Source organism: Actinoplanes derwentensis (assembly GCF_900104725.1).
Classification (GTDB): domain Bacteria; phylum Actinomycetota; class Actinomycetes; order Mycobacteriales; family Micromonosporaceae; genus Actinoplanes; species Actinoplanes derwentensis.
Genome location: NZ_LT629758.1, coordinates 3,417,313 through 3,436,915, shown reverse-complemented (window position 1 = coordinate 3,436,915; position 19,603 = coordinate 3,417,313). Strand labels below are relative to the sequence as shown.

The 19,603-nt window shown below is 67.8% G+C and carries 17 protein-coding genes and 1 pseudogene; 9 read left to right on the top strand and 9 right to left on the bottom strand.

The features are described 5' to 3' along the window. Nucleotides 1-28: 28 nt before the first annotated feature. The 7 genes from BLU81_RS15080 to BLU81_RS15050 are packed head-to-tail and all read right to left on the bottom strand — an operon-like array spanning nt 29 to nt 9,428. Entirely contained in the window at nt 29-1,951 is a 1,923-nt protein-coding gene (locus tag BLU81_RS15080) for an alpha-glucuronidase (RefSeq protein WP_092545249.1), read from the bottom strand. Continuing rightward, entirely contained in the window at nt 1,948-3,933 is a 1,986-nt protein-coding gene (locus tag BLU81_RS15075; RefSeq protein WP_092545248.1) for a beta-galactosidase, read from the bottom strand. Before BLU81_RS15075 ends, BLU81_RS15080 begins: the two co-directional genes overlap by 4 nt. After that, nucleotides 3,930-4,610: a hypothetical protein gene (locus tag BLU81_RS15070; protein ID WP_231954550.1), complete on the bottom strand. Its 681-nt coding sequence runs from the start codon at nt 4,608-4,610 to the stop codon at nt 3,930-3,932. The genes BLU81_RS15075 and BLU81_RS15070 overlap by 4 nt, the downstream gene beginning before the upstream one ends. Continuing rightward, a complete protein-coding gene (locus BLU81_RS15065) occupies nt 4,571-6,016 on the bottom strand; it encodes a GH39 family glycosyl hydrolase (protein WP_092545246.1) in 1,446 nt (481 codons plus the stop codon). Before BLU81_RS15065 ends, BLU81_RS15070 begins: the two co-directional genes overlap by 40 nt. Further along, nucleotides 6,013-7,659: an ABC transporter substrate-binding protein gene (locus BLU81_RS15060; RefSeq protein WP_092545245.1), complete on the bottom strand. Its 1,647-nt coding sequence runs from the start codon at nt 7,657-7,659 to the stop codon at nt 6,013-6,015. The genes BLU81_RS15065 and BLU81_RS15060 overlap by 4 nt, the downstream gene beginning before the upstream one ends. Nucleotides 7,660-7,671: 12 nt before the next feature. Then, nucleotides 7,672-8,541: a carbohydrate ABC transporter permease gene (locus BLU81_RS15055; RefSeq protein ID WP_231954549.1), complete on the bottom strand. Its 870-nt coding sequence runs from the start codon at nt 8,539-8,541 to the stop codon at nt 7,672-7,674. Next, a complete protein-coding gene (locus tag BLU81_RS15050; RefSeq protein WP_092545243.1) occupies nt 8,538-9,428 on the bottom strand; it encodes an ABC transporter permease in 891 nt (296 codons plus the stop codon). The genes BLU81_RS15055 and BLU81_RS15050 overlap by 4 nt, the downstream gene beginning before the upstream one ends. 191 nt (nt 9,429-9,619) lie before the next feature. On the opposite strand from BLU81_RS15050, the gene BLU81_RS15045 reads away from it, so the two are divergent. The 9 genes from BLU81_RS15045 to BLU81_RS15005 all read left to right on the top strand — a co-directional run bounded on the left by BLU81_RS15045 (nt 9,620) and on the right by BLU81_RS15005 (nt 18,117). Beyond that, complete coding sequence (locus tag BLU81_RS15045; protein ID WP_231954548.1) at nt 9,620-10,627, top strand: LacI family DNA-binding transcriptional regulator; 1,008 nt, start codon at nt 9,620-9,622, stop codon at nt 10,625-10,627. 37 nt (nt 10,628-10,664) lie between these two features. Next, a complete protein-coding gene (locus BLU81_RS15040) occupies nt 10,665-11,630 on the top strand; it encodes an acetylxylan esterase (protein ID WP_092545241.1) in 966 nt (321 codons plus the stop codon). Nucleotides 11,631-11,725: 95 nt separating this feature from the next. Then, nucleotides 11,726-12,304, top strand: a complete 579-nt coding sequence (locus BLU81_RS15035) for an RNA polymerase sigma factor (protein WP_092545240.1) — start codon at nt 11,726-11,728, stop codon at nt 12,302-12,304. Beyond that, nucleotides 12,258-12,971 carry an anti-sigma factor gene (locus BLU81_RS15030; RefSeq protein WP_092545239.1) on the top strand — a complete coding sequence of 238 codons (714 nt, stop codon included), beginning with the start codon at nt 12,258-12,260 and terminating at the stop codon, nt 12,969-12,971. Before BLU81_RS15035 ends, BLU81_RS15030 begins: the two co-directional genes overlap by 47 nt. Before the next feature lie 81 nt (nt 12,972-13,052). Then, nucleotides 13,053-13,688, top strand: coding sequence for a fasciclin domain-containing protein (locus BLU81_RS15025; RefSeq protein WP_092545238.1), 636 nt, complete (start codon nt 13,053-13,055; stop codon nt 13,686-13,688). 164 nt (nt 13,689-13,852) lie between these two features. Then, complete coding sequence (locus BLU81_RS15020; protein ID WP_157751583.1) at nt 13,853-15,151, top strand: extracellular solute-binding protein; 1,299 nt, start codon at nt 13,853-13,855, stop codon at nt 15,149-15,151. 9 nt (nt 15,152-15,160) lie between these two features. Continuing rightward, entirely contained in the window at nt 15,161-16,066 is a 906-nt protein-coding gene (locus tag BLU81_RS15015; protein ID WP_231954547.1) for a carbohydrate ABC transporter permease, read from the top strand. Then, a complete protein-coding gene (locus BLU81_RS15010; protein WP_092545236.1) occupies nt 16,066-16,896 on the top strand; it encodes a carbohydrate ABC transporter permease in 831 nt (276 codons plus the stop codon). The genes BLU81_RS15015 and BLU81_RS15010 overlap by 1 nt, the downstream gene beginning before the upstream one ends. 12 nt (nt 16,897-16,908) lie before the next feature. Further along, nucleotides 16,909-18,117 carry an ABC transporter ATP-binding protein gene (locus BLU81_RS15005; protein ID WP_092545235.1) on the top strand — a complete coding sequence of 403 codons (1,209 nt, stop codon included), beginning with the start codon at nt 16,909-16,911 and terminating at the stop codon, nt 18,115-18,117. Between the two features lie 282 nt (nt 18,118-18,399). Here the strand turns inward: BLU81_RS15005 and BLU81_RS15000 are convergent. Next, nucleotides 18,400-18,852 (bottom strand): annotated as a pseudogene (locus BLU81_RS15000) (aquaporin); the annotation flags it as partial. Between the two features lie 51 nt (nt 18,853-18,903). After that, nucleotides 18,904-19,563, bottom strand: coding sequence for an SDR family oxidoreductase (locus tag BLU81_RS14995; RefSeq protein ID WP_092545234.1), 660 nt, complete (start codon nt 19,561-19,563; stop codon nt 18,904-18,906). Between the last annotated feature and the right edge of the window lie 40 nt (nt 19,564-19,603).

Genomic DNA, 19,603 nt, shown 5'->3' with positions numbered 1-19,603 from the left:
CGTTCGAATCACCCGGCTCTCCCGGGCGTCAATGGATGCGCCGGCCGTGGGCGTCGGGGATGCCGGACTTGCGGTGGAAGTACGCGTTGATCTGGTCTCGCCATTCGGTGGCGCTGCGGACCTGTTCGTCCAAGCGGGCAGCGACCCGGGCGTGCAGGTCGGGGTCGACCAGGGCGGCTGCGGAACGCCACAGGTCACGCATGGACTCGACCCGGGTGGCGCCCTCGAAGTGGGTGTCGTAGATGTGCTGGATCACTGTGGTGCCGCTGTGCAGGACGTGGGTGTACGGCACGTGGTGAAAGAACAGCAGCAGCTCGTCGGGGCAGGTCGCCGGAGATTCGTACCACGTGTGTGGATATTGGGCGGCGAACGCGGTGCCGGTGGCTGACGTGCGGTCGACTCCTACGCCGTCGCGGTCGGCGAAGTGGTAGGTGCCCCACGGGGTGTACTCGTAGCCGTCGACGTCGGGGCCGTAGTGATGGCCGGGACGGACCATGAAACCTACGCCCAGCGGTGCTGTGTACTGCTCGTACGTCAATAGTGATGTGTCCATCAACTCGTGCAGGATGGACCGCAATCGTGACGGGGCGCGGGGGAACGTCAAGTCGATCCATTCGTCCAGTACCGCGATCGGATCGGGGTTCCAGGCCAGGCGTCCGGCGGCATACAGGTTGGCCTGGGCGAGGGGATGCCCGGTCCAGTAGATGTCGTCGCCGGTGTTGGCCACCGTCGCCATCTCGCCGTCGACCTGGGCCAGCACCTCGCTCCACATCGGGGCCAGATAGCAGACGTGTCTCTGCTGGCCGGTGTACTCCTGGGTGGCCTGCAACTCGACGGCGAGGCGTGTTCTCGGCATCGCGGTCAGTACCGGGGAGAGCGGTTCCCGGGGTTGGAAGTCGATCGGCCCGTGTTTGACCTGCACGATCACGTTGTCGGCGAAGAGGCCGTCGAGTGGGGCGAAGTGGTCGTAGGCGGCGCGGGCCCGGTCGGTGGTGCGGTCGCGCCAGTCCTGCCGGTGGTCGTAGACGAACGCCCGCCAGTGCACGACCGGCCCCGGCGTCCGCAACGCGCCGAGTGAAGGGACGAGGCGGGAGGTCAGGGCTGCGGCGAGCATGTTGGCGCCTTCGGCGTGCGAGCGGCCGTAGGTGAACGGACCAGGTTGCCCTTCGGAGTCGGCCTTGACCAGGTAGCCCCCGAAGTCGGCAATGTCGGAGACGAGCTGGGCGGAGGTGGCCGCCCACCACTGCTGGACTCGCGGGTCCAGCGGGTCAGCGGTCGGCAGGTCCCCGAGAATCACCGGTGCGGCGAAGTTGACCGACAGATGAGTGACGATGCCATAACGGCGGAATTGATCGGCGATGACGGCTACTTCACCGCGCCGGTCGGTCAAGAGCCGGGCCTCGGTCCTGTGCACATTGACGTTGTTGACGGTGACGGCGTTGATGCCGGCGGCGGCGAGTAGCCGCGCATAGGTCCGGATCCGTTTCAGTCCGTCGGGCGACGAACCGAGAAAGACGCCGTCCTTCCAGAAGATCGACCCACCGGAGTAGCCACGCTCGACCTGCCCCATCACCGGATGCACATCGACGTTGTCCCAGTGGTCGATCATGCGCCGCGTGAAGGCCGGTTCATATCGCCCGGGCAAGCCACCCCTGGCCAGCTCGAACAACCCATAGATCAGCCCGCGCGGCCCATCCGCCTCCACCCCACTCCCCGTCAGAGTAAATCCGTCCCCATCGCCGACACCGATGGAAGGTGACGAGAGTGTGGTGGAAGGAACGACGGTGAAGGTCAGGTCGGCGGATGTGCCGGGTGCGGCCGGCCCGCAGCCGGCCCGGAGGAGTTCTTCGCGGACCGTGCCGGCGAGCGGGTGATCGGAATCGATCAGGAACCGCTTGCCGGTCAGGAAGTGGAAAGTCGAGGGCGGCAACCAGGCGGGATGGATGGTCATGACAGCTCGACGATCAGGACGTCGTTCGGGTCGAGAGCGGTGGCCGGTGCGGCTCGGGTCAACACGTTGACGCCGTTGATCGCAGGTAGGTCAACTGTTGACGGTCCATGGTTGAGGAGGAACAGGAATCGGGAGCCGTCCGGGGCCACCCGCGTCGCCGTCTCCACGTCGGGCAGGGCCGCGAATGAGCCCAGCAGGTCGTGCGGCGCCAGGACCGAGCGGATCACCGAAGTCACCCCGGCCTGGTCGAGCGCGGTCCCGACGTACCAGGCATGGCCTTTGCCGTAGGTGTTCCGGGTGATCGCGGCGGTTCCGGCGTAGAAGTCGCCGGTGTACGTGCCGATCACCTCGGCGCCCTGCGGAATGACCAGTTCGAAGACGAGTTGAGCGGGATACGTTGACGAGTTGATGCTGACTGGATTGACGTACAGATTGTCGCGGGCGTCCCATTCGTCAACACGGACACCCATCAGGGGCGCCAGCGGACCGGGCACATCAGTCAGGAAGGCGTTGTCGTTCTCGTCGACCCGGCCGGACAGGAAAGTCGTGACGACCGAGCCGCCCCGCGCGGCCACCGCCGACAACCGGTCCGCCAGATCACCCTTGATCATGTGGAGGGCGGGCGCGACCACCACGTCATAATCGGTCAGCGGCGCGGTCACCGGCGCCACGTCAAGGTCGACCCCGAGGGTCCAGAGCGCCTTGTGGTACGTGGTGACGACGTCCAGATAGCGCACCAACCGGGACGGTCCATCGGAGATCTCCAGCGCCCACCAACTGTCCCAGTCGAACAGCAGCGCCACTTTCGCCGGGGTCCGCGCACCCAGCGTGACCGGCCCCAACGCTTCAAGTTCGGCGCCGAGCGCGGCCACCTCCCGGAACACTCGCGTATCGGAGCGTCCGGAGTGCCCGATCACCGCCCCGTGATACTTCTCGCTGGCGCCCCGACCGGCGCGCATCTGGAAGAACAGCACCGCGTCGGCCCCGTGCGCGACCGCCTGCCAACTCCACAGCCGCATCACCCCGGGCCGTTTCAGTGGGTTGACATCGCGGCAGGCGGTGACGCTCGGTGTCTGTTCCATCAGCCAGAACGGGGCGCCGTCCTTGAGCCCGCGCATCAGATCGTGGGCCAGCGCCATCCGGGCCGGGGACTGATCATCCGGGGGATAGTTGTCCCACGAGGCGAAGTCCAGGTGCTCAGCCCAGCGGTGATAGTCGATCGGCCGGTACAGCCCCATGAAGTTGGTGGTCACCGGAGTCGACGGATCAGCGGATCGGATGGCCGCTTTCTCGTCGCGGAAGTTGGCGAGCATCGCGTCCGACATGAACCGCAGATAGTCCAGGGTGATGCTCTGGAAGGCGGTGTGGTCGGGCCCGCGCCAGTGCTCGGTCAGCGCCGACGGCGGTTCGACCTGCGCCCAGTCGGTGAAGGTATGCGACCAGAACCTGGTGTACCAGGCTTCGTTCAGCCTCTCCAGGGACGAGTAGCGTTCGCGCAGCCAGTCCCGGAAACCGTCGGCGCAGAGCGGGCAGTAGCAGGCGCCGCCGTACTCGTTGCCGACGTGCCACGCGATGATCGCCGGATTCCCGGCGTACCGTTGCGCGATCCGGCGGGCGACCTCGGTGGAGAGCCGCCGGTACACCGGGGAGCTGGGGCAGGAGTTGTGGCGCTGCCCGAACCGGTGCCGCCGCCCCTCGAAGTCGACGCGGGTCACTTCCGGATGCTCGGCGGCGAGCCAGGCGGGGTGCGCTCCGGTGCCGGTGGCCAGGCAGATCCGTCGGCCACCGTGCTCGGCCTTCGCGATGATCCGATCCAGAACCGAGAAGTCGTACTCGTCGTGCGAGGGTTGAGTCAGCCCCCAGGTGAAGACGCCGACCGTCAGGGTGTCCACGTGAGCGGCGTCGAACAGCCGGTAGTCCTCGTCCCACACCTCGGCGGGCCACTGTTCCGGGTTGTAGTCGCCGCCGTAGGGGATCTTCATCGGGTGAACTCCGTCCGGACCAGGGCGACGAGGCGCCGGGTGTTACCCAGGAGTGCGAGCACCAGTACCGAGCCGAACAGCACGAGCACGACTTCGGAGAAGGCCCAGACCACGCCCAGACCGACGACGAGCAGGCAGAGGTTGGCGATGGTCACCGAGGGTGCCCGGATCAGCAGGTACGACGAGAGGCGCAACACGTCGCGGGTACGAAACGCGAACAGTGCCGTGATCACCAGCGCGTTGAGCATCCACAGTGTGACCCCGAGCAGTACCACCGCGCCGATGACGCTCAGCGAGATCAGGTTGAACGCGGCCACTGTCAGCCACAGGCCCCAGATCTGGAGGTTTTGCCCCACGTTGAGCCGGTAGCCACGCCAAAAAGCTACGGCTAGCCGTAGCTCAGTAAGGTCAAGCTGACGGTGATGCAACGTGTAGAGGGCGGCTGACAACGCCGGCCCGACCGGCAGCAGACACAGCACGGCCAGCGGCAGATTGGACACGTCCCGATCGAGCAGCCACGTCACGGCCAGCCCGGGACCGGCCGTGACCAGCAACAACAGCTCGACGACGAGCAGGTGGTAGACGAGCGCCGTCACCTGCGACAGCAGCCCCGTCCCGAACGCGGCGGCCGGCGAGTTCACGACGTGGCCCCGAGCAGACGCGACTCGTCCCACCACGGCGGCACCTCGGAGACCACCGGCGTGATCTCCAGCAACGTCACCTCGTGCCGGGCGAGCGGCACGTCGAGGGTGACCTGCCCGTTCATCACCGGCAGGCGGGCGTGGCTTCGCGCCGGTTCGGCACATTCCCGCAGCATGTCGAGCTGCCGGGGGAGCGGCGACACGGGTTGTCCCATCTCCCGCCACGCGGTCCACGCGTTGCCCCGTTCGTCGTCCACGGACGATCGCAGCAGGAACACTTCCGGGCCGCTGACCGGCAGCGACAGGCGGATCGTGTGCCGTTGCGGAGATCGCCGCATGTCGACGTGATCGACCGGGGCCCACGCGAGCACGGTTACGCGGCCGGTCGAATCGGTGGTGGCCAGGTGATCATCGGCGCGGGAGAGGGGCCGGTCTCCCATGCGAGCGAGAAACGCGTACAGATGAAAGGTCGGCTTTTTGATCTGCCGGTGGGTGAGCAGGCCGAACCCGCCGTGGAAGAGCGCCGTCGGCACGCCCTCCTCCTCGAACATGTCGCAGAACGTCCAGTAGGCGAAGGAGTCCGCGAAATCGCCGCCGAACGCGACGACCGGCGCCAGATAGGCAGCGTGGAACGCCGTGTCGTGAATCGGGTTGTCGGGCCGGTAGGACGAGTTGAATTCGGTGATGTGCACCGGCAGCCCGGCCAGCGGAGTCCCGGCGAGTTGCTTACGGGGCAGGCCGAACTGGTCGAGCAGCCGCGACGCCGGATCGAGGGTCTGATAGGTGCCGAACGGCACGTGCTGGGCCGGTCCGGAACTGTAGGCGTGCCGGCTCACGAAATCGATCGGCACACCCCGGCTGATCACGAATTCGGCGAACGTCTCCAGCCACTCGTCCGATCCCGGGGAGATCGCCGGGCCCCCGACCTGCAGTTCCGCGTCCACTTCCTTGATGGTCGACGCCGTCACCTGATAGAGCCGGTGATAGGCGCCGGCGTCCGCGTTCTGCCAGAACTGCGGCAGGTTCGGTTCGTTCCACACTTCGATCGGCCAGCCACGCACCTCGTCGAGCCCGTAACGGTCGATCAGGTGCGTGATGGTCGCTCGTACGAGCTCGGCCCATTCCTGGTAAGAACGCGGGGGAGTGACGTTGCCGCGCCACCAGAACACCGTCTGATCACCGGAGGCCAGCTCGGACGGCATGAATCCCAGTTCGAGAAAGGGCCGGATCCCCAGTTCCAGGTAGGCGTCGACAACCTGGTCGAGGTAGGTGAACGAGGTCCTCGGTGGCCGGTGAATGCCCATGCCGTCGGCGAAGATTCCGTGTCCGCGAATGTGCCGGAACCCGATCTCCCGCTGCACCAGGGCCAGGGATTCCTGATAGTCCCGGCGCAGCGCGAGTTCCATCCGCCCGGTCCCGACACACGCGCGCCAGGCACTCATCCGTGCGCCTTCTTGTAGCGCTCGTACGCCTTGTTCACGATGTCCAGGTACTTGGTGGAGTTCTTACCCTCCAGTTCCTTGACGTAGGCGTCCCATTCGCTGAGCGGCCGCTGCCCGAGCGCGAACTTGAGGGTGTTCTGGAAGACGTGGTCCTTGAGGGCCGAGTCCCAGAGGGTGACCTGTTCGCGCTCCTCGATGCTCAGCGGTGCGGGCGGCGACACCGGCCGGACCTGCCGTTTGTTCATCTCGGCCTGGAAGGTCTTCTCCTCGTCGGAGAACTGCGAGTTGAGCATGGCGGTGCTGCCGCCGTACGCGAAGACGCCGTTGGAGAATCCGTAGTCGACTTGCAGATCCTTCGCCGCGCCGGGGTTGATGCCGCCCCATTTGATGCCCGGGTCGAGTTTGAAGGAGCCGTCGTCGACCTTGCCGGAATAGGTCTGGCCCTCGATGCCCCACTTGCTGAACATCAGGCCCGCGTCGGAGTACCAGAGCCAGTCGATGAACTGCATCATGGCCACGAAGTTCTTCGATTCCAGCGCCTTCTTGGAGATCATGATGCCGTTCTCCAGCCGTGAGGTGCCGGGCAGAGTGGCACCGGCCGGGCCGATCGGCAGGATCATCTTGGCCACCGCGGCGCCGGGGATCTTGACGATGTCCTTGCGAGCCTCGTTCACCAGGGTCTGCGCGTTGGCACTGATCACGAACGATTTGCCGTTGGCGAACTTCTGCCGGGCGATGTCATCGGTCTGCGTGAAGCTCTCCGGGTCGAGCAGACCCTCCTTGACCAGCTGGTAGACGTACTCCAAGGTCTGCCGGTACTGATCTGTCGATCCGGAGTAGGTGAATCTCGCGGCGGCCGGATCCCAGTGGGTCGGGGTCCAGCCCCAGCCGGCGTGCGCGTCGTGGGCAGTGGCGATCAGGTTGAGAAGGTTGTTCGCGCCCGGCTGCGGGGGAGTGCTCCAGCGGTCGGAGATCGGGTAGACGTCCGGGTGCGCCTTCTTCATCTCGCGCAGCACGGCCGTCAGGTCGTCGAAAGTCCGGGGCGCGGTCAGGCCGAGTCTTGTCATCACGTCGGTGCGAACCGCCAGCGAATAGTCCTGCCAGGCGTTCTCGTGCAGGCCGGGCAGCAGGTAATACTTGCCGTCCTCGGCCTTGAACTGGTCCAGGTTGGGCTGCAGATTCCAGCGCGCGACCTTCTCGGTGAAGTGCGGCATCAACGCGGCGTAATCACTGACCGCCAGGATGGCGCCTCCGGCGATGAACGCCTCCTCGTCCGGATGGTAGGTCTTCGGGATGATGAACGGCGCGTCCCCGGCGCTCACCATCACGCTGCGTTTCTGGTTGTAGTCACTGCCCGGCACCGCCGTCGACTCCAGGGTCACGTTGGTCCGCGCGGTCAGTTCCTTGAAGAAGGGCCAGTCCGCCTTGTACGGGTATCCCTGGTTGCTGAGCATCATGATCGGGAACGTCAGGGGTTCGGTGGCCTTGAACTGGTCACCGGCCTTGAACCCGTCCATCGCCCCGGCCCGCTTGTCGTCGACGTCCGAGGACGACGACGAAGCGGAGTCGCAGGCGCTGAGCCCGGCGGCCACGGCGGCGGCACCCGCGGCGGTCAACAGGTGACGTCTGGTGAGCTGAACCATGGGGGAGCGCTCCTAACCTTTGACGGCGCCGAGCATGACGCCGGAGACGAAGAACCGCTGGATGAACGGGTAGACGAGCATGATCGGCAGCATGGTGAGGACGATCGTGACCGCCTGGATACTGGCCGCGATCTGTAGTGCCGCCTCGCTGGACGCGGTGTTGTCGGTGCCGGAGGTGGCACCGGCGATGAGGTTGCGCAGGTAGACCGTGACCGGGAACAGTTCCTGCCGGTCCATGTAGAGGAAGCCGGCGAACCACGAGTTCCAGAACGCCACCGCGTAGAACAGCAGCATCGTGGCCAGCACCGCCTTCGACAGCGGCAGCACGATCCGCAGCAGGGTGCCGTAGGTGCCGCAGCCGTCGACCGCAGCCGCCTCCTCCAACTCGGTCGGCAGGCTTTCGAAGAACGCCTTCATCACGAGCAGGTTGAAGACGCTTATCGCGTTCGGCAGCACGATCGCCCACAGCGTGTTGCGCAGGCCGAGGGCGCTGATCAGCACATAGTTGGGGATCAGGCCGCCGTTGAAGAACATGGTGAAGACCGCGATGCCGACGAGAAGGCCCCTCAGCCGAAGATTCCTCTTCGAGAGGACGTAGGCGTAACAGGTGGTCAGGAACAGGGCGATGACCGTGGCGACGACCGTGTAGACCACGGTGTTGCGGTAGTTGGTCCAGAACAGGGCGTCGGACATGACCCGTTCGTACGTGGTCAGGTTGAAGCCTTTCGGCCAGAACGTCACCTGACCGGATCTGATCTCCTGCTCGCCGCTGAACGAACGGGCCACGATGTTCACGAACGGAAACAGCGTCACCAGCACCACGGTGGCCAGCACGACCGCGTTCACGGCTTGGAAGACCCGGTATCCCCGGGTCACCGTCACCACAGGCTGGTTCCGGCCACGCGACGGGACAGGGTGTTCGCGCCGAGCACCAGCGCCAGCCCGATCAGCGACTCGAACAGGCCGATCGCGGCGGCGTAACTGAAGCTGCCGGAGACGATGCCGACCCGGTAGAGATAGGTCGAGACGACGTCCGCGGTCTCGTACGTCAGCGGGTTGTAGAGCAGCAGGATCTTCTCGAAACCGACGGCCAGGAACGTCCCGATGTTGAGGATCAGCAGCGTGATCATCGTGGGGCGGATGCCGGGCAGCGTCACGTGCCAGGTCTGCCGCCAGCGGTTCGCGCCGTCGACCTTGGCCTGGTCGTACAGGTCGGCGTCGACGGTGGTGAGCGCCGCGAGGTAGAGGATGGTGCCCCAGCCGGCGGTCTGCCACACCTCCGACGACACGTAGAGCGTCCGGAACCAGGCCGGATCCTGGATGAAGCCGACCGGATCCTGCCCGAACGCCCGCAAGCCCTGGTTGATCACGCCGTCGATCGAGACCGTCTGCAGGATCAGGCCGGCGATCACCACGATCGACAGGAAGTGCGGCAGGTAAGAGATCGTCTGCACGAAACCTTTCAGCCAGCGCGTGCGCACCTCGTTGAGCAGCAGCGCGAGCACGATCGGCAGCGGGAAACAGAACAGCAGCGTCAGACCGCCCATCACGATCGTGTTGGTGAAGACCTGCCAGAACGTCGGGTCGCCGAGGAACATCCGGAAATACCGAAGGCCCACCCAGTACTCCCCGAACAGGGCACCGCCGGGTTCGTACCGCCGGAAAGCGATGACGTTCCCGAGCATCGGGAGATACCGGAAGATCACCAGGAACAACAGCGGGAGTACGGCGAGCGAGTACAGCTGCCAATCCCGGCGCAGATGTTTCATGCCACCTCATCCGAAAGTTTCATCGAACGATCGGTATGTCTGGCGGCGAACGTAAGTCTGTTACGAGGATGTGTCAAGGCACATCAACGCGCTGTTCTGATGGTGATCAGCAGTGGACTACGTCGATGGATGGCCGGTATGGTGCAGCGAAATTCGGCTCGCAACTACCGATGGTGGTGCGTGATGTTTCGATGACTGAACCCCGCACGACCATCGCCGTCATCGCGGGTGAGGTCGGCGTCTCGGTGACGACCGTGTCCAAGGTCCTCAACGGCCGCTCCGACGTCGCCGCCCAGACCCGGGCCCGCGTCGAGGCGAGCCTGCAGGCACACGGATACCGCCGGCGCAGCCGCCGCCCACCCGCCGTCACCGGCCACATCGACCTGGTGTTCCACGAGTTCGACTCCGCCTGGGCGATGGAGGTCATCCGCGGTGTCGAAGCGGTCACCACCGCCGCCCGCGTCGAACTGCTGATCTCCCAGCTCGACGGCAGCCACCGGCCACCCCGGCACTGGGCCGACGACGTGCTGGCCCGCAACCCGCTCGGTGTGCTCCTGGTGCTCTGCCACCCCACCGAGTCCCAGCAGCGGCAACTGCACCGGCAGCGGATCCCGTTCGTGGTCCTGGACACCGACAGCGCCACCGCAGCCTCGGTACCGACCGTCGGTTCCAACAACTTCAACGGCGGTCTGCTCGCCACCCGCCACCTGCTCGACCTCGGCCACCGCCGGATCGCCGTCGTCTCCGGCCCGGCCGACGTGCTGTGCAGCCGGGCCCGCGTCGCCGGTTACCGTTCCGCCCACGACGAGCACGGCCTCCCCGCCGACCCGGCGCTCGTGCGGTACGGGCACTTCACCGGCGAGACCGGCTACCAGCACGGACTCGACCTGCTCGGCGTGGCCGACCGGCCGACCGCGGTGTTCGCCGGTTCCGACATGCAGGCCATGGGTGTCATCCGGGCCGCCCGCAAGCTCGGGTTGCAGGTGCCCGCCGACCTGTCCGTCGTCGGCTACGACAACGTGGAGATGACCGCCTGGTCGGCGACCCCGCTCACCACCGTCGACCAGCACGTGCGAGAGATGGCCGGCACCGCCGTCCGGATGCTGCTCGACCTGGCACGCGGCGTGCCCGTCCCGATGACCCGTGTCGACCTGGTCACCGAACTGATCGTCCGCGAGAGCACCGCTCCACCGCACTGATCGCCCGCACCGATCGCCTGCTCTGTGAGGTCCCGCCATGGCCGCTTTCGATCTGCCGCTCGACCAGCTGGAACGCTACGTGCCGGTGGTCGGTGAACCGGACGACTTCGACACCTTCTGGAAGTCGACCCTCGCCGCGCCGCCCGCGCCCGCGCTCCTGGACGTCCAGCCCGTGGAGAACGATCTGCGGTGGATCGATTGCTGGGACGTCACGTTCGCCGGTTTCGGCGGCCAGCCGATCCGGGCCTGGTACTCGCGTCCCGCCGAGATCGACGAGCCACTGCCCGCCGTCGTCGAGTTCGCCGGTTACGGACGCGGCCGCGGACTGCCGCACGAACGCCTGACCTGGGTCTCGGCCGGGTACGCTCACCTGCTGATGGACAACCGGGGACAGGGCGATCGCTACGGCTGCGGCGGCGACACCCCGGATCCGGCGGGCGCCGGGATCACCCGGGGTATCCTTTCGCCGTACGACTACTACTACCGTCGGCTCATCACCGACGCCGTCCGTGCCGTCGCCGCGTCCCGGACCCTGCCCGGCGCCGACCCGGCACGCGTCGCGGTGGCCGGCAACAGCCAGGGCGGCGGGCTGGCCCTGGCTGTCGCCGGCCTGGTCCCGGATCTGACGGCGGTCCTGGTGTCGGCGCCGTTCCTGTGTCACATCCGGCGGGCCGTCGACCTGACCGACAACGCGCCGTACGGGGAGATCACCGACTATCTGTCCGTTCACCGGGACCAGGGCCCGGCCGTCTGGACCACCCTCAGCTACTTCGACGGCGTTCACTTCGCCCGCCGCGCCACCGCACCCGCCCACTTCGGCATCGGCTTACGGGACACGGTCTGCCCGCCGAGCACCGGATTCGCCGCTTACAACCACTATGGCGTGTCACGCCTGGCCCGCCCGTCGCGTTCGCTGGAGGTCTACCCGTTCAACGGTCACGAACACGGCGACGCCTTCCACAGCCGCGCCCAGCTCCGGTGGCTCGCGGAGCGGCTCGGCTGAACACCCCGGATGATCGGTGATCGTGACCTGCGTGGTGCATCCACGGCGGGGTCCCGCGACGAATACCGAGATGCCCTGAGAAGGAAGGAGGGTCGATGAGTTCTGACGACGAACTCGCCGAGCGGTTACGGGCCGGGGACGAGAAGGCATTGCGCACGGCGTACGACCGGCACGGTGCCGCGGTGCTCTACCTCGCCCAACGGCTGCTCGGCAACCGGGCCGACGCCGAGGACGTCACCCAGGTCACGTTCGTGGCGGCGTGGACCGGCCGGGATTCCTTCGACCCGCGGCGTGGCTCACTGGCGAGCTGGCTGCTGGGGATCGCCCGGCGCAAGGCCGTCGACCGGATCCGGTCGACGGCGCGTGCCGAACGGGTGTCCGACACGGTCCGGGAACAGCCGGCGCCCGGCGACGACACCGAGACGCCGGAGCGGATCGTGGACCGGCTGATCGTCGCCGACGAACTCGGCCGGCTGCCCGAGGACCAGCGGCGCACCCTGGAGATGGCATTCTTCGACGACCTCACCCATCCGCAGATAGCGGCGGCCACCGGACTGCCGCTCGGTACGGTCAAGAGCCATATCCGGCGGGGCATGGCTAACCTGCGACGGCGCTGGGAGGTGGACGGTGCAGCATTTGGAACCCGATCGGCTGGTCCTACTCGCGCTCTCTGAAGAACATGAGGACTCGGTCGAAGCCGATCACCTGCGGCATTGTGCCGGCTGCCGGCTCGAACTCGACACCTTGCGGGACGTCGCCGAACTCGGTGCCGAGACCCACGGCCTGCACGATCTGCCCGCACCGCCGGAACGGATCTGGCAGGCGATCGAAGCCGGCATCACCCCGGCTCCGCCCGTCGATCTCGGCGAACGGCGCGACCGGCCCCGGCGTGCCCGGCCGCGCTGGCTGATGCCCACGATCGCGGCAGCGGCCGCCGCGGCCGCCGCGGTCGTCGCGGTGGCCGGGACGGCGGTGGTGATCCGGTTCGCCGGTCGGCCCCCGGCCGAACAGGTGACCGCGCGGGCGACCCTCAGCCCACTGCCGACGGTTCCGGCCGCGGCCGGCGGTGACGCCCGGGTGGTGCGCGGCGGCGAGCTGCGGATCGACGTCCGGAACCTGCCGCTGACCACCGGTTTCCGGCAGGTGTGGCTGATCGACCCGGACGACCTCACCAAGATGATCGCGCTGGGCAACCTCACCGCCGGCACCGAGGTGGTGCTGCCGGTGCCGCCGGGGACCGACCTGAACCGGTTCCGCCTGGTCGACGTCAGCGACGAGGCCTACGACGGCGACGCCACCCACTCGGGTCACAGCCTGCTGCGCGGAATTCTCACCAGCTGACTGCATCCACGGCGCCGGGTGGCGGCGAAGTACGGGGTGGCGGCACCGAGGCCGCCACCCCGTCCCGAAAGGACGCACGACATGAGGATCACCCGGGTCACCGCCGTGGCGACCGCCGCGCTCGTCGCCTCCGCCCTGACCGCCGCACCGGCTTCGGCACACGCCAAGCCGCTCAAGACCAAGTCGCTGGCCGCGGTACTGACCGCCGACAAGAGCGGCTTCGACCACAACGGCCACGACTACGACATCCTGACCGCCGCGGTGCTGGCCGTGCTGAAGGCCAAACCGGCCAGCCCGGTCAAGGTGCTCACCGACGGCAAGACGCGGGTCACCGCGTTCCTGCCCAACGACCGGGCATTCCAGCTGCTGGTCGCCGACATCCAGAAGACCAAGCGGCTGCCCGGCGAGAAGAAGGCGTTCACCGCGGTCGCCGGGCTCGGCATCAACACCGTCGAGGCGGTGCTGCTCTACCACGTCGTGCCGGGCAGCACGATCAACCGCAAGACGGCGTTCAAGTCCGACGGCGCCAAACTGAAGACCGCCGCCGGTACGCCGATCAAGGTGGACGTCTACGGCCGCTGGCACAAGCGGATCCAGCTCATCGACGCCGACCGCAGCGACCGCAACCCGCGCGTGAACCGCTTCGATCTCAACAAGGGCAACCGTCAGATCGCCCACGGCATCGACCGGGTCCTGCGCCCGATCAACCTGCCCTGATTCCAGCGTCCGGTACCCCCGCATCCCTGTGATGCGGGGGTACCGCGCGTTTCCGATCACGCAAAGTACGTGCATTGTGACTCTTGACGTGAGACGCAGATCACAAAGAGGCTGAGTTCGACAAGCGATTTCAGATGCACCTTCCTTGTCGAAGGGATGGCACTGTGCTTGACGGGAGACCACGCCGGGGCGCGACAGGCACCGTCCTGATCCTGTTCGCCTCGGTCCTCACCGGTTGTGCGGCGGACGGTGGCGCGAACTCGCTGACGTACTACATCGCCGACGCCGCCCAAGAGGACGTGGCAACCCGCTGCGCGGCCGAATCCGGCGGGGCGTACACCTTCGACATCCAGCGGCTGCCGAACACCGCCGCCGGTGGCCGGGAACAGTTGTTGCGCCGGCTGGCCGCCGAGGACCGGTCGATGGACATCGTCAGTGTCGACCCGCCGTTCATGGCCGAGTTCGCCAACGCCGGGTTCCTGCGCGCGTTCACCGCCCCGGAACGGCAGGAGTTCTCCGCCGGAGTCCTCGACGGCCCGCTCGAACAGTCGACGTTCCGCGACGTCCTCTGGGCGGCGCCGCTGTACGGCAACACGCAACTGCTCTGGTACCGCAAGTCGGTCCTGGCCGAGGCCGGTGTCGACCCGTCGGCCGGACCGGTCACCTGGGACCAACTGATCCAGGGCGCGACCCGGGCCGGAGTGACGGTGGCGGCCCAGGGCCGCCGCAACGAGAGCCTGATGGTCTGGGTCAACGCGCTGGTCGCCTCGGCCGGCGGCTCGATCCTCCAGCCGGGCTCCGAGAACCTGCCCTCCGGCCAGGTCAAAGGCGGGCTGAACACGGACGCCGGCGCGGAGGCCGCCCGGATCATGCACGACCTCGCGGTGTCTCCGGCCGCACCCGCCGGGCTCAGCACGTCCGGTGAGGAGGACTCCCGGTCCGCGTTCCAGGCCGAGGACGGCGGCTTCATGGTCAACTGGCCGTACGTGTGGGCGGCCTTCGACTCGGCCATCGAGGAGGGCACCCTCCCGGCGAACTTCAAGGACGACGTGGGCTGGGCCGCGTACCCCCGGGTCCGGGCCGGAACCGAGGCGGCGTCCCCGTCCGGTGGGCTCGGCCTGTCGATCAGCGCGTTCAGCGGTAAGCCGGACCTGGCCGTCGAAGCCATCCGCTGCCTGGCGTCCGAACAGAGCCAGAAGGAGTTCATGACGACCGCGGGCAACCCGGCCGCGCTCGGCAGGGTCTTCGACGACCCGGAGATCCGCGAGCTGTTCCCGATGGCCGACCAGATCCGCACCGGCCTCGACGCGGCCACACCCCGGCCGGTCAGCCCCTACTACGGCGACGTCACCGGAAGTGTCCAGACCGCCTTCCACCCGCCCGGTTCCCTCGACCCGGGCACCACCCCACGAGAGGCCAACGAGCTGCTCGAAGCCGTCCTGTCCAACCAGCGACTGATCTAGGGGGCGGCCGTGCGCACAACCGTCCGGGCCCGGTTGACCGACCGCGCCCGCCGCGAACGCAACCTGGGCTGGCTGCTGGCCGGTCCGGCGTTCATCGCGATGGTCGCGGTCACCGGCTATCCGATCCTGAACGCCGTCTGGCTGTCGCTGTTCGACTACCGCCTCACCGACCCCGGCGACCGCGAGTTCACCGGGCTCGGCAACTACGCGATGATCCTGAGCGACGGCCTGTTCTGGACCCAGTTCGGGGTCACCTCGCTGGTCACCGTGGTCACCGTCAGCGTCGAACTGGTCCTCGGGTTCGGGCTGGCCATGGTCATGCACCGGGCGCTCTACCTGCGCACGGCGCTGCGCACGGCGATCCTGGTGCCGTACGGGATCATCACCGTGGTCTCCGCGTACGCCTGGGCCTACGCGTTCAGCGACACCTACGGCTTCGTCAACGGTCTGTTCTCACTCGGCGACTTCGACTGGTTCGGCAGCACCTGGTCGGCCCTGTTCACCGTCTGCGTCGCGGAGATCTGGAAGACCACGCCGTTCATGTCCCTGCTACTGCTCGCCGGGCTGGCGCAGATCCCCGACGACTACCTGGAAGCGGCGAAGGTCGACGGCGCCCGCGCGTGGCAGCGGGTGAAACGGGTGATCCTGCCGAACATGAAAGCCGCGATCATGGTGGCGCTGCTGTTCCGGACCCTCGACGCGTTCCGGATCTTCGACAGCGTGTTCATCATGACCGCCGGCGCGCAGGGCACCGAGACACTGTCGTTCCTGGCCTACCGGCAGACGATCAGCCGGGTGATGGTCGGTCTCGGCTCGGCGGTCAGTGTCATCCTGGCGATCCTGGTCGTACTCATCGCGGTGTTGTTCGTGAAGGTCTTCAAGACCGACCTGTCGCAGCAGAGGGGTGAGCGGTGATGACGGCTGGCCGCCGGACACAGGTCTACTGGATCGCCGGAGCACTGCTGATCATCGCGTACGCGATCGTCCCGGTGCTGTGGATCGTGTCGCTGTCGTTCAAGGAGGGCGACGACATCAGCAACAACTCGTTCCTGCCGACCGTGTGGAGCTGGGAGAACTACCGGACCGTCTTCGCGTCCGACCTGTTCACCACGGCACTGCGCAACTCCGTCGGCATGTCGCTGATCGCCACGACCATCTCGGTCGTGCTGGCCACCCTGGCGGCGTACGCCATCTCGCGGTTGAACTTCCCCGGCAAGAAACTGGTGCTCGGCGTGGCACTGGCCATCACCGTCTTCCCGGTCATCGCGATCGCCACCCCGCTGTTCAACCTGTGGCGGACCATCGGCCTCTACGACACCTGGCTCGGCCTGATCATCCCGTACCTGTCCTACTCGCTGCCGCTGGCGGTCTACGTGCTGTCCGCGTTCTTCCGCGAGATCCCGTGGGAGATGGAACAGGCCGCCCAGGTCGACGGGGCCACCGCCTGGCAGGCGTTCCGCCGGGTGATCGTGCCGCTGGCCACCCCGGGGGTGTTCACCGCCGCGATCCTGACGTTCTTCGCGGTCTGGAACGACTTCGTCTTCGGCATCACCCTCACCTCCAGTGAGGCGGCCCGGCCGGTGCCCGCGGCACTCGCCTTCTTCCAGGGTTCGTCGCAGTTCTCGCAGCCGACCGCACCCATCGCGGCCGCCGCCGTGGTCGTCACGATCCCGGTCGTCATCCTCGTGCTGCTGTTCCAACGCAAGATCGTGGCCGGGCTCACCAACGGCGCCGTCAAGGGCTGAAAGGACTCCGTTATGGCAGCCATCGAGATGCGCAACATCGTCAAGGAGTACGGCGACGGTTTCAAAGCCGTCAACGACGTGAGCCTCGACATCGCCGACGGCGAGTTCATGATCCTGGTCGGGCCGTCCGGCTGTGGCAAGTCCACCCTGCTCCGCATGATCGTCGGGCTGGAGGACATCACCTCTGGGGACATGGTGATCGGCGGCGAACGTGTCAACGACAAGGAACCCCGCGACCGCCGGCTGTCGATGGTCTTCCAGAACTACGCGCTCTACCCGCACCTGACCGTCTTCGAGAACATCGCCTTCCCGCTGCGCCTGCAGAAAGGCGTCACCGAGGACGAGATCCGCACCCGCGTCCACGACGCCGCCGCCATGCTCGAACTCAACGAACACCTGGACCGCAAACCCGCCAACCTCTCCGGCGGGCAGCGGCAGCGGGTGGCGATGGGCCGGGCGATCGTACGGGCGGTCAACGCGTTCCTGTTCGACGAACCACTGTCGAACCTGGACGCCAAGCTACGCGGCCAGATGCGCACCGAGATCTCCCGCATGCAACGCCGGCTCGGCACCACCACGGTCTACGTCACGCACGACCAGACCGAGGCGATGACCCTCGGGGACCGGGTGGCCGTACTCCGCCGGGGTCTCCTGCAACAGGTCGCGTCACCGCGGGAACTCTACGAACAGCCGGTCAACATGTTCGTCGCCGGGTTCATCGGATCGCCGCCGATGAACTTCCTGCCCGCGGCCGTCTCCGGGGACCGGCTGAAACTGCCGTTCCTGGAGGTCGCCGTCCCGTCCGCGGCCGCCGGAAAGGTCACCGACGGGCAACTGCTGATCGCCGGGCTGCGGCCCGACCACTTCGAGGACGCCGCCCTGGTCGACCCGGCGAAGAAGGCTACCGGAGTGGTGTTCCGGGCCCGGGTCGACGTCACCGAATGGCTCGGCGACTCGCAGTACGCCTACATCCCGTTCGAGGCCGACCAGGAGATCACCCGGCAACTCGCCGACCTGGCCGCCGAACTCGACAGCGAAGCCCTGCGCACCCAGCTGATCGTCTCGATCGACGCGACCAGCCGCCTGCGCGAGGACCAGGACGCCGAGTTCTGGGCCGACACCCGCCGCATGCACCTGTTCGACCCCCGCACCGGCGAGAACCTGACCCGCACCGAGACCCCCGCCGACGCCACCCCGCCGGAGCCCGCCGCCCCGGACTGACCCGCTGTCCCGGCCAGCCACCTCGATGGGCAGGGACCGGAGCACCGAGCGGGCCGGCGCCGGGTAGAGCAGCGGGATCAGCGCGCACGCCACAGCCAGTCCGGCGGCCTGGGCCAGCAGGAAGGCCGGGACCGAGCCGACGGCTATCCCGGCCTCGGTTCCGGTCAGGGCCCGGCCCAGGGTCACTGCCGGGTTGACGAAGCCGGACGAGGAGGTGAACCAGCAGGCCGCGCCGACGTAGGCGCCGATCGCGGCGGGGCCGGACGCGCCTCGGCCGGTGCGGACCAGGGCGGCGATCAGGACCAGCAGGCCGGCGGTGGCCACCGTTTCGCTGAGCAGCAGGTGGGAGCCTGTCCGGGCGGTGGCCGAGACGGTGGCCGCGGGCAGGCCGGACATCAGGTTGCCCAGGACCGTTCCAGCAAGCGCGCCGAGCACCTGGGCCGTCAGATAGCCGCCCAGTTCGGCGGTGGTCAGGCCGGTGCCGGTGCGGCGACCCAGGAACCAGTCGGCGACCGACACGACTGGGTTGAAGTGGGCGCGGGACACCGGGCCGAATGTGTAGATGATCGAGGCCAGGGCGAGGGCCACCGCGCTCGAATTCTCCAGCAGGCGCAGGCCCGCGTCGGCCGGGGACACCGACGACGCGGTGGCGCTGGTCCCGACGACCGCCACCAGCAGCAGCGCGGTACCCAGGAACTCGGCCACTGACCGTCGTACCAGCGAAAGGTCTTGCATGTCCGCAGCGTAGGCCCGCGACGATCCCGGACGGCAGGGCCGGACGGCCCGTCAGGGCCGCGCGGCCAGGGCCTTCGCGATCGGGGTGGTGCCGGTGTTGAAACGGATCGTGCGGCCGATCGTCGACGGGTCGTGCAGGGCCGCGAGCGTGACCGCGGCGACGTCGGCCCGGGGCACCTCACCGGGGACAGCGCCCTGGGTGTCGGTCTCGATCAAGCCGGTGGCGGGGCCGTCGGTGAGGCGGCTCGGGCCGAGGACCGTCCAGGCCAGGGCGGTGCCCGTCAGGTGCTGGTCGGCTGCGGACTTCGCTGCCGCGTACGGGAAGAAGGGGTTGTCCTCGGGAACCCCGTGGTCGGGACCGGCACCGAAGTAGGAGACCATCAGATAGCGGCGCACGCCGGCCTCGGCCGCCGCCTCCATGGAGCGGATCGCCGCGTCCCGGTCCACCGCGAAGGTCCGGGCCGGGTCGCCGCCGCCCGCACCGGCCGACCAGATGACCGCGTCATGGCCGGCGAGATGACCGGCCAGCGCGCCGGTGCCGAGGTGCTCCACGTCGGTGACCAGCGGAATCGCGCCGGTCGCGCCGACCGCGGTGGCATGATCGGGATTGCGGATGACGGCGGTCACCTGGTGCCCCGCGCCGGTCAACAGCGGCAACAACAGCCGCGCCACTTTGCCATGCCCACCGATGACCACGATCCGATCTTCCATGAACCCATTGTGCACCCGTGAACCGCCTCAATTCCGGGCG

Excerpts from the sequence above, each read along its gene's own strand:
- BLU81_RS15080 (WP_092545249.1), bottom strand. The coding sequence starts at position 1,951 with ATGACCATCCATCCCGCCTGGTTGCCGCCCTCGACTTTCCACTTCCTG.
- BLU81_RS15075 (WP_092545248.1), bottom strand. The coding sequence starts at position 3,933 with ATGAAGATCCCCTACGGCGGCGACTACAACCCGGAACAGTGGCCCGCC.
- BLU81_RS15065 (WP_092545246.1), bottom strand. The coding sequence starts at position 6,016 with ATGAGTGCCTGGCGCGCGTGTGTCGGGACCGGGCGGATGGAACTCGCG.
- BLU81_RS15060 (WP_092545245.1), bottom strand. The coding sequence starts at position 7,659 with ATGGTTCAGCTCACCAGACGTCACCTGTTGACCGCCGCGGGTGCCGCC.
- BLU81_RS15050 (WP_092545243.1), bottom strand. The coding sequence starts at position 9,428 with ATGAAACATCTGCGCCGGGATTGGCAGCTGTACTCGCTCGCCGTACTC.
- BLU81_RS15045 (WP_231954548.1), top strand. The coding sequence starts at position 9,620 with ATGACTGAACCCCGCACGACCATCGCCGTCATCGCGGGTGAGGTCGGC.
- BLU81_RS15040 (WP_092545241.1), top strand. The coding sequence starts at position 10,665 with ATGGCCGCTTTCGATCTGCCGCTCGACCAGCTGGAACGCTACGTGCCG.
- BLU81_RS15035 (WP_092545240.1), top strand. The coding sequence starts at position 11,726 with ATGAGTTCTGACGACGAACTCGCCGAGCGGTTACGGGCCGGGGACGAG.
- BLU81_RS15025 (WP_092545238.1), top strand. The coding sequence starts at position 13,053 with ATGAGGATCACCCGGGTCACCGCCGTGGCGACCGCCGCGCTCGTCGCC.
- BLU81_RS15010 (WP_092545236.1), top strand. The coding sequence starts at position 16,066 with ATGACGGCTGGCCGCCGGACACAGGTCTACTGGATCGCCGGAGCACTG.
- BLU81_RS15005 (WP_092545235.1), top strand. The coding sequence starts at position 16,909 with ATGGCAGCCATCGAGATGCGCAACATCGTCAAGGAGTACGGCGACGGT.
- BLU81_RS14995 (WP_092545234.1), bottom strand. The coding sequence starts at position 19,563 with ATGGAAGATCGGATCGTGGTCATCGGTGGGCATGGCAAAGTGGCGCGG.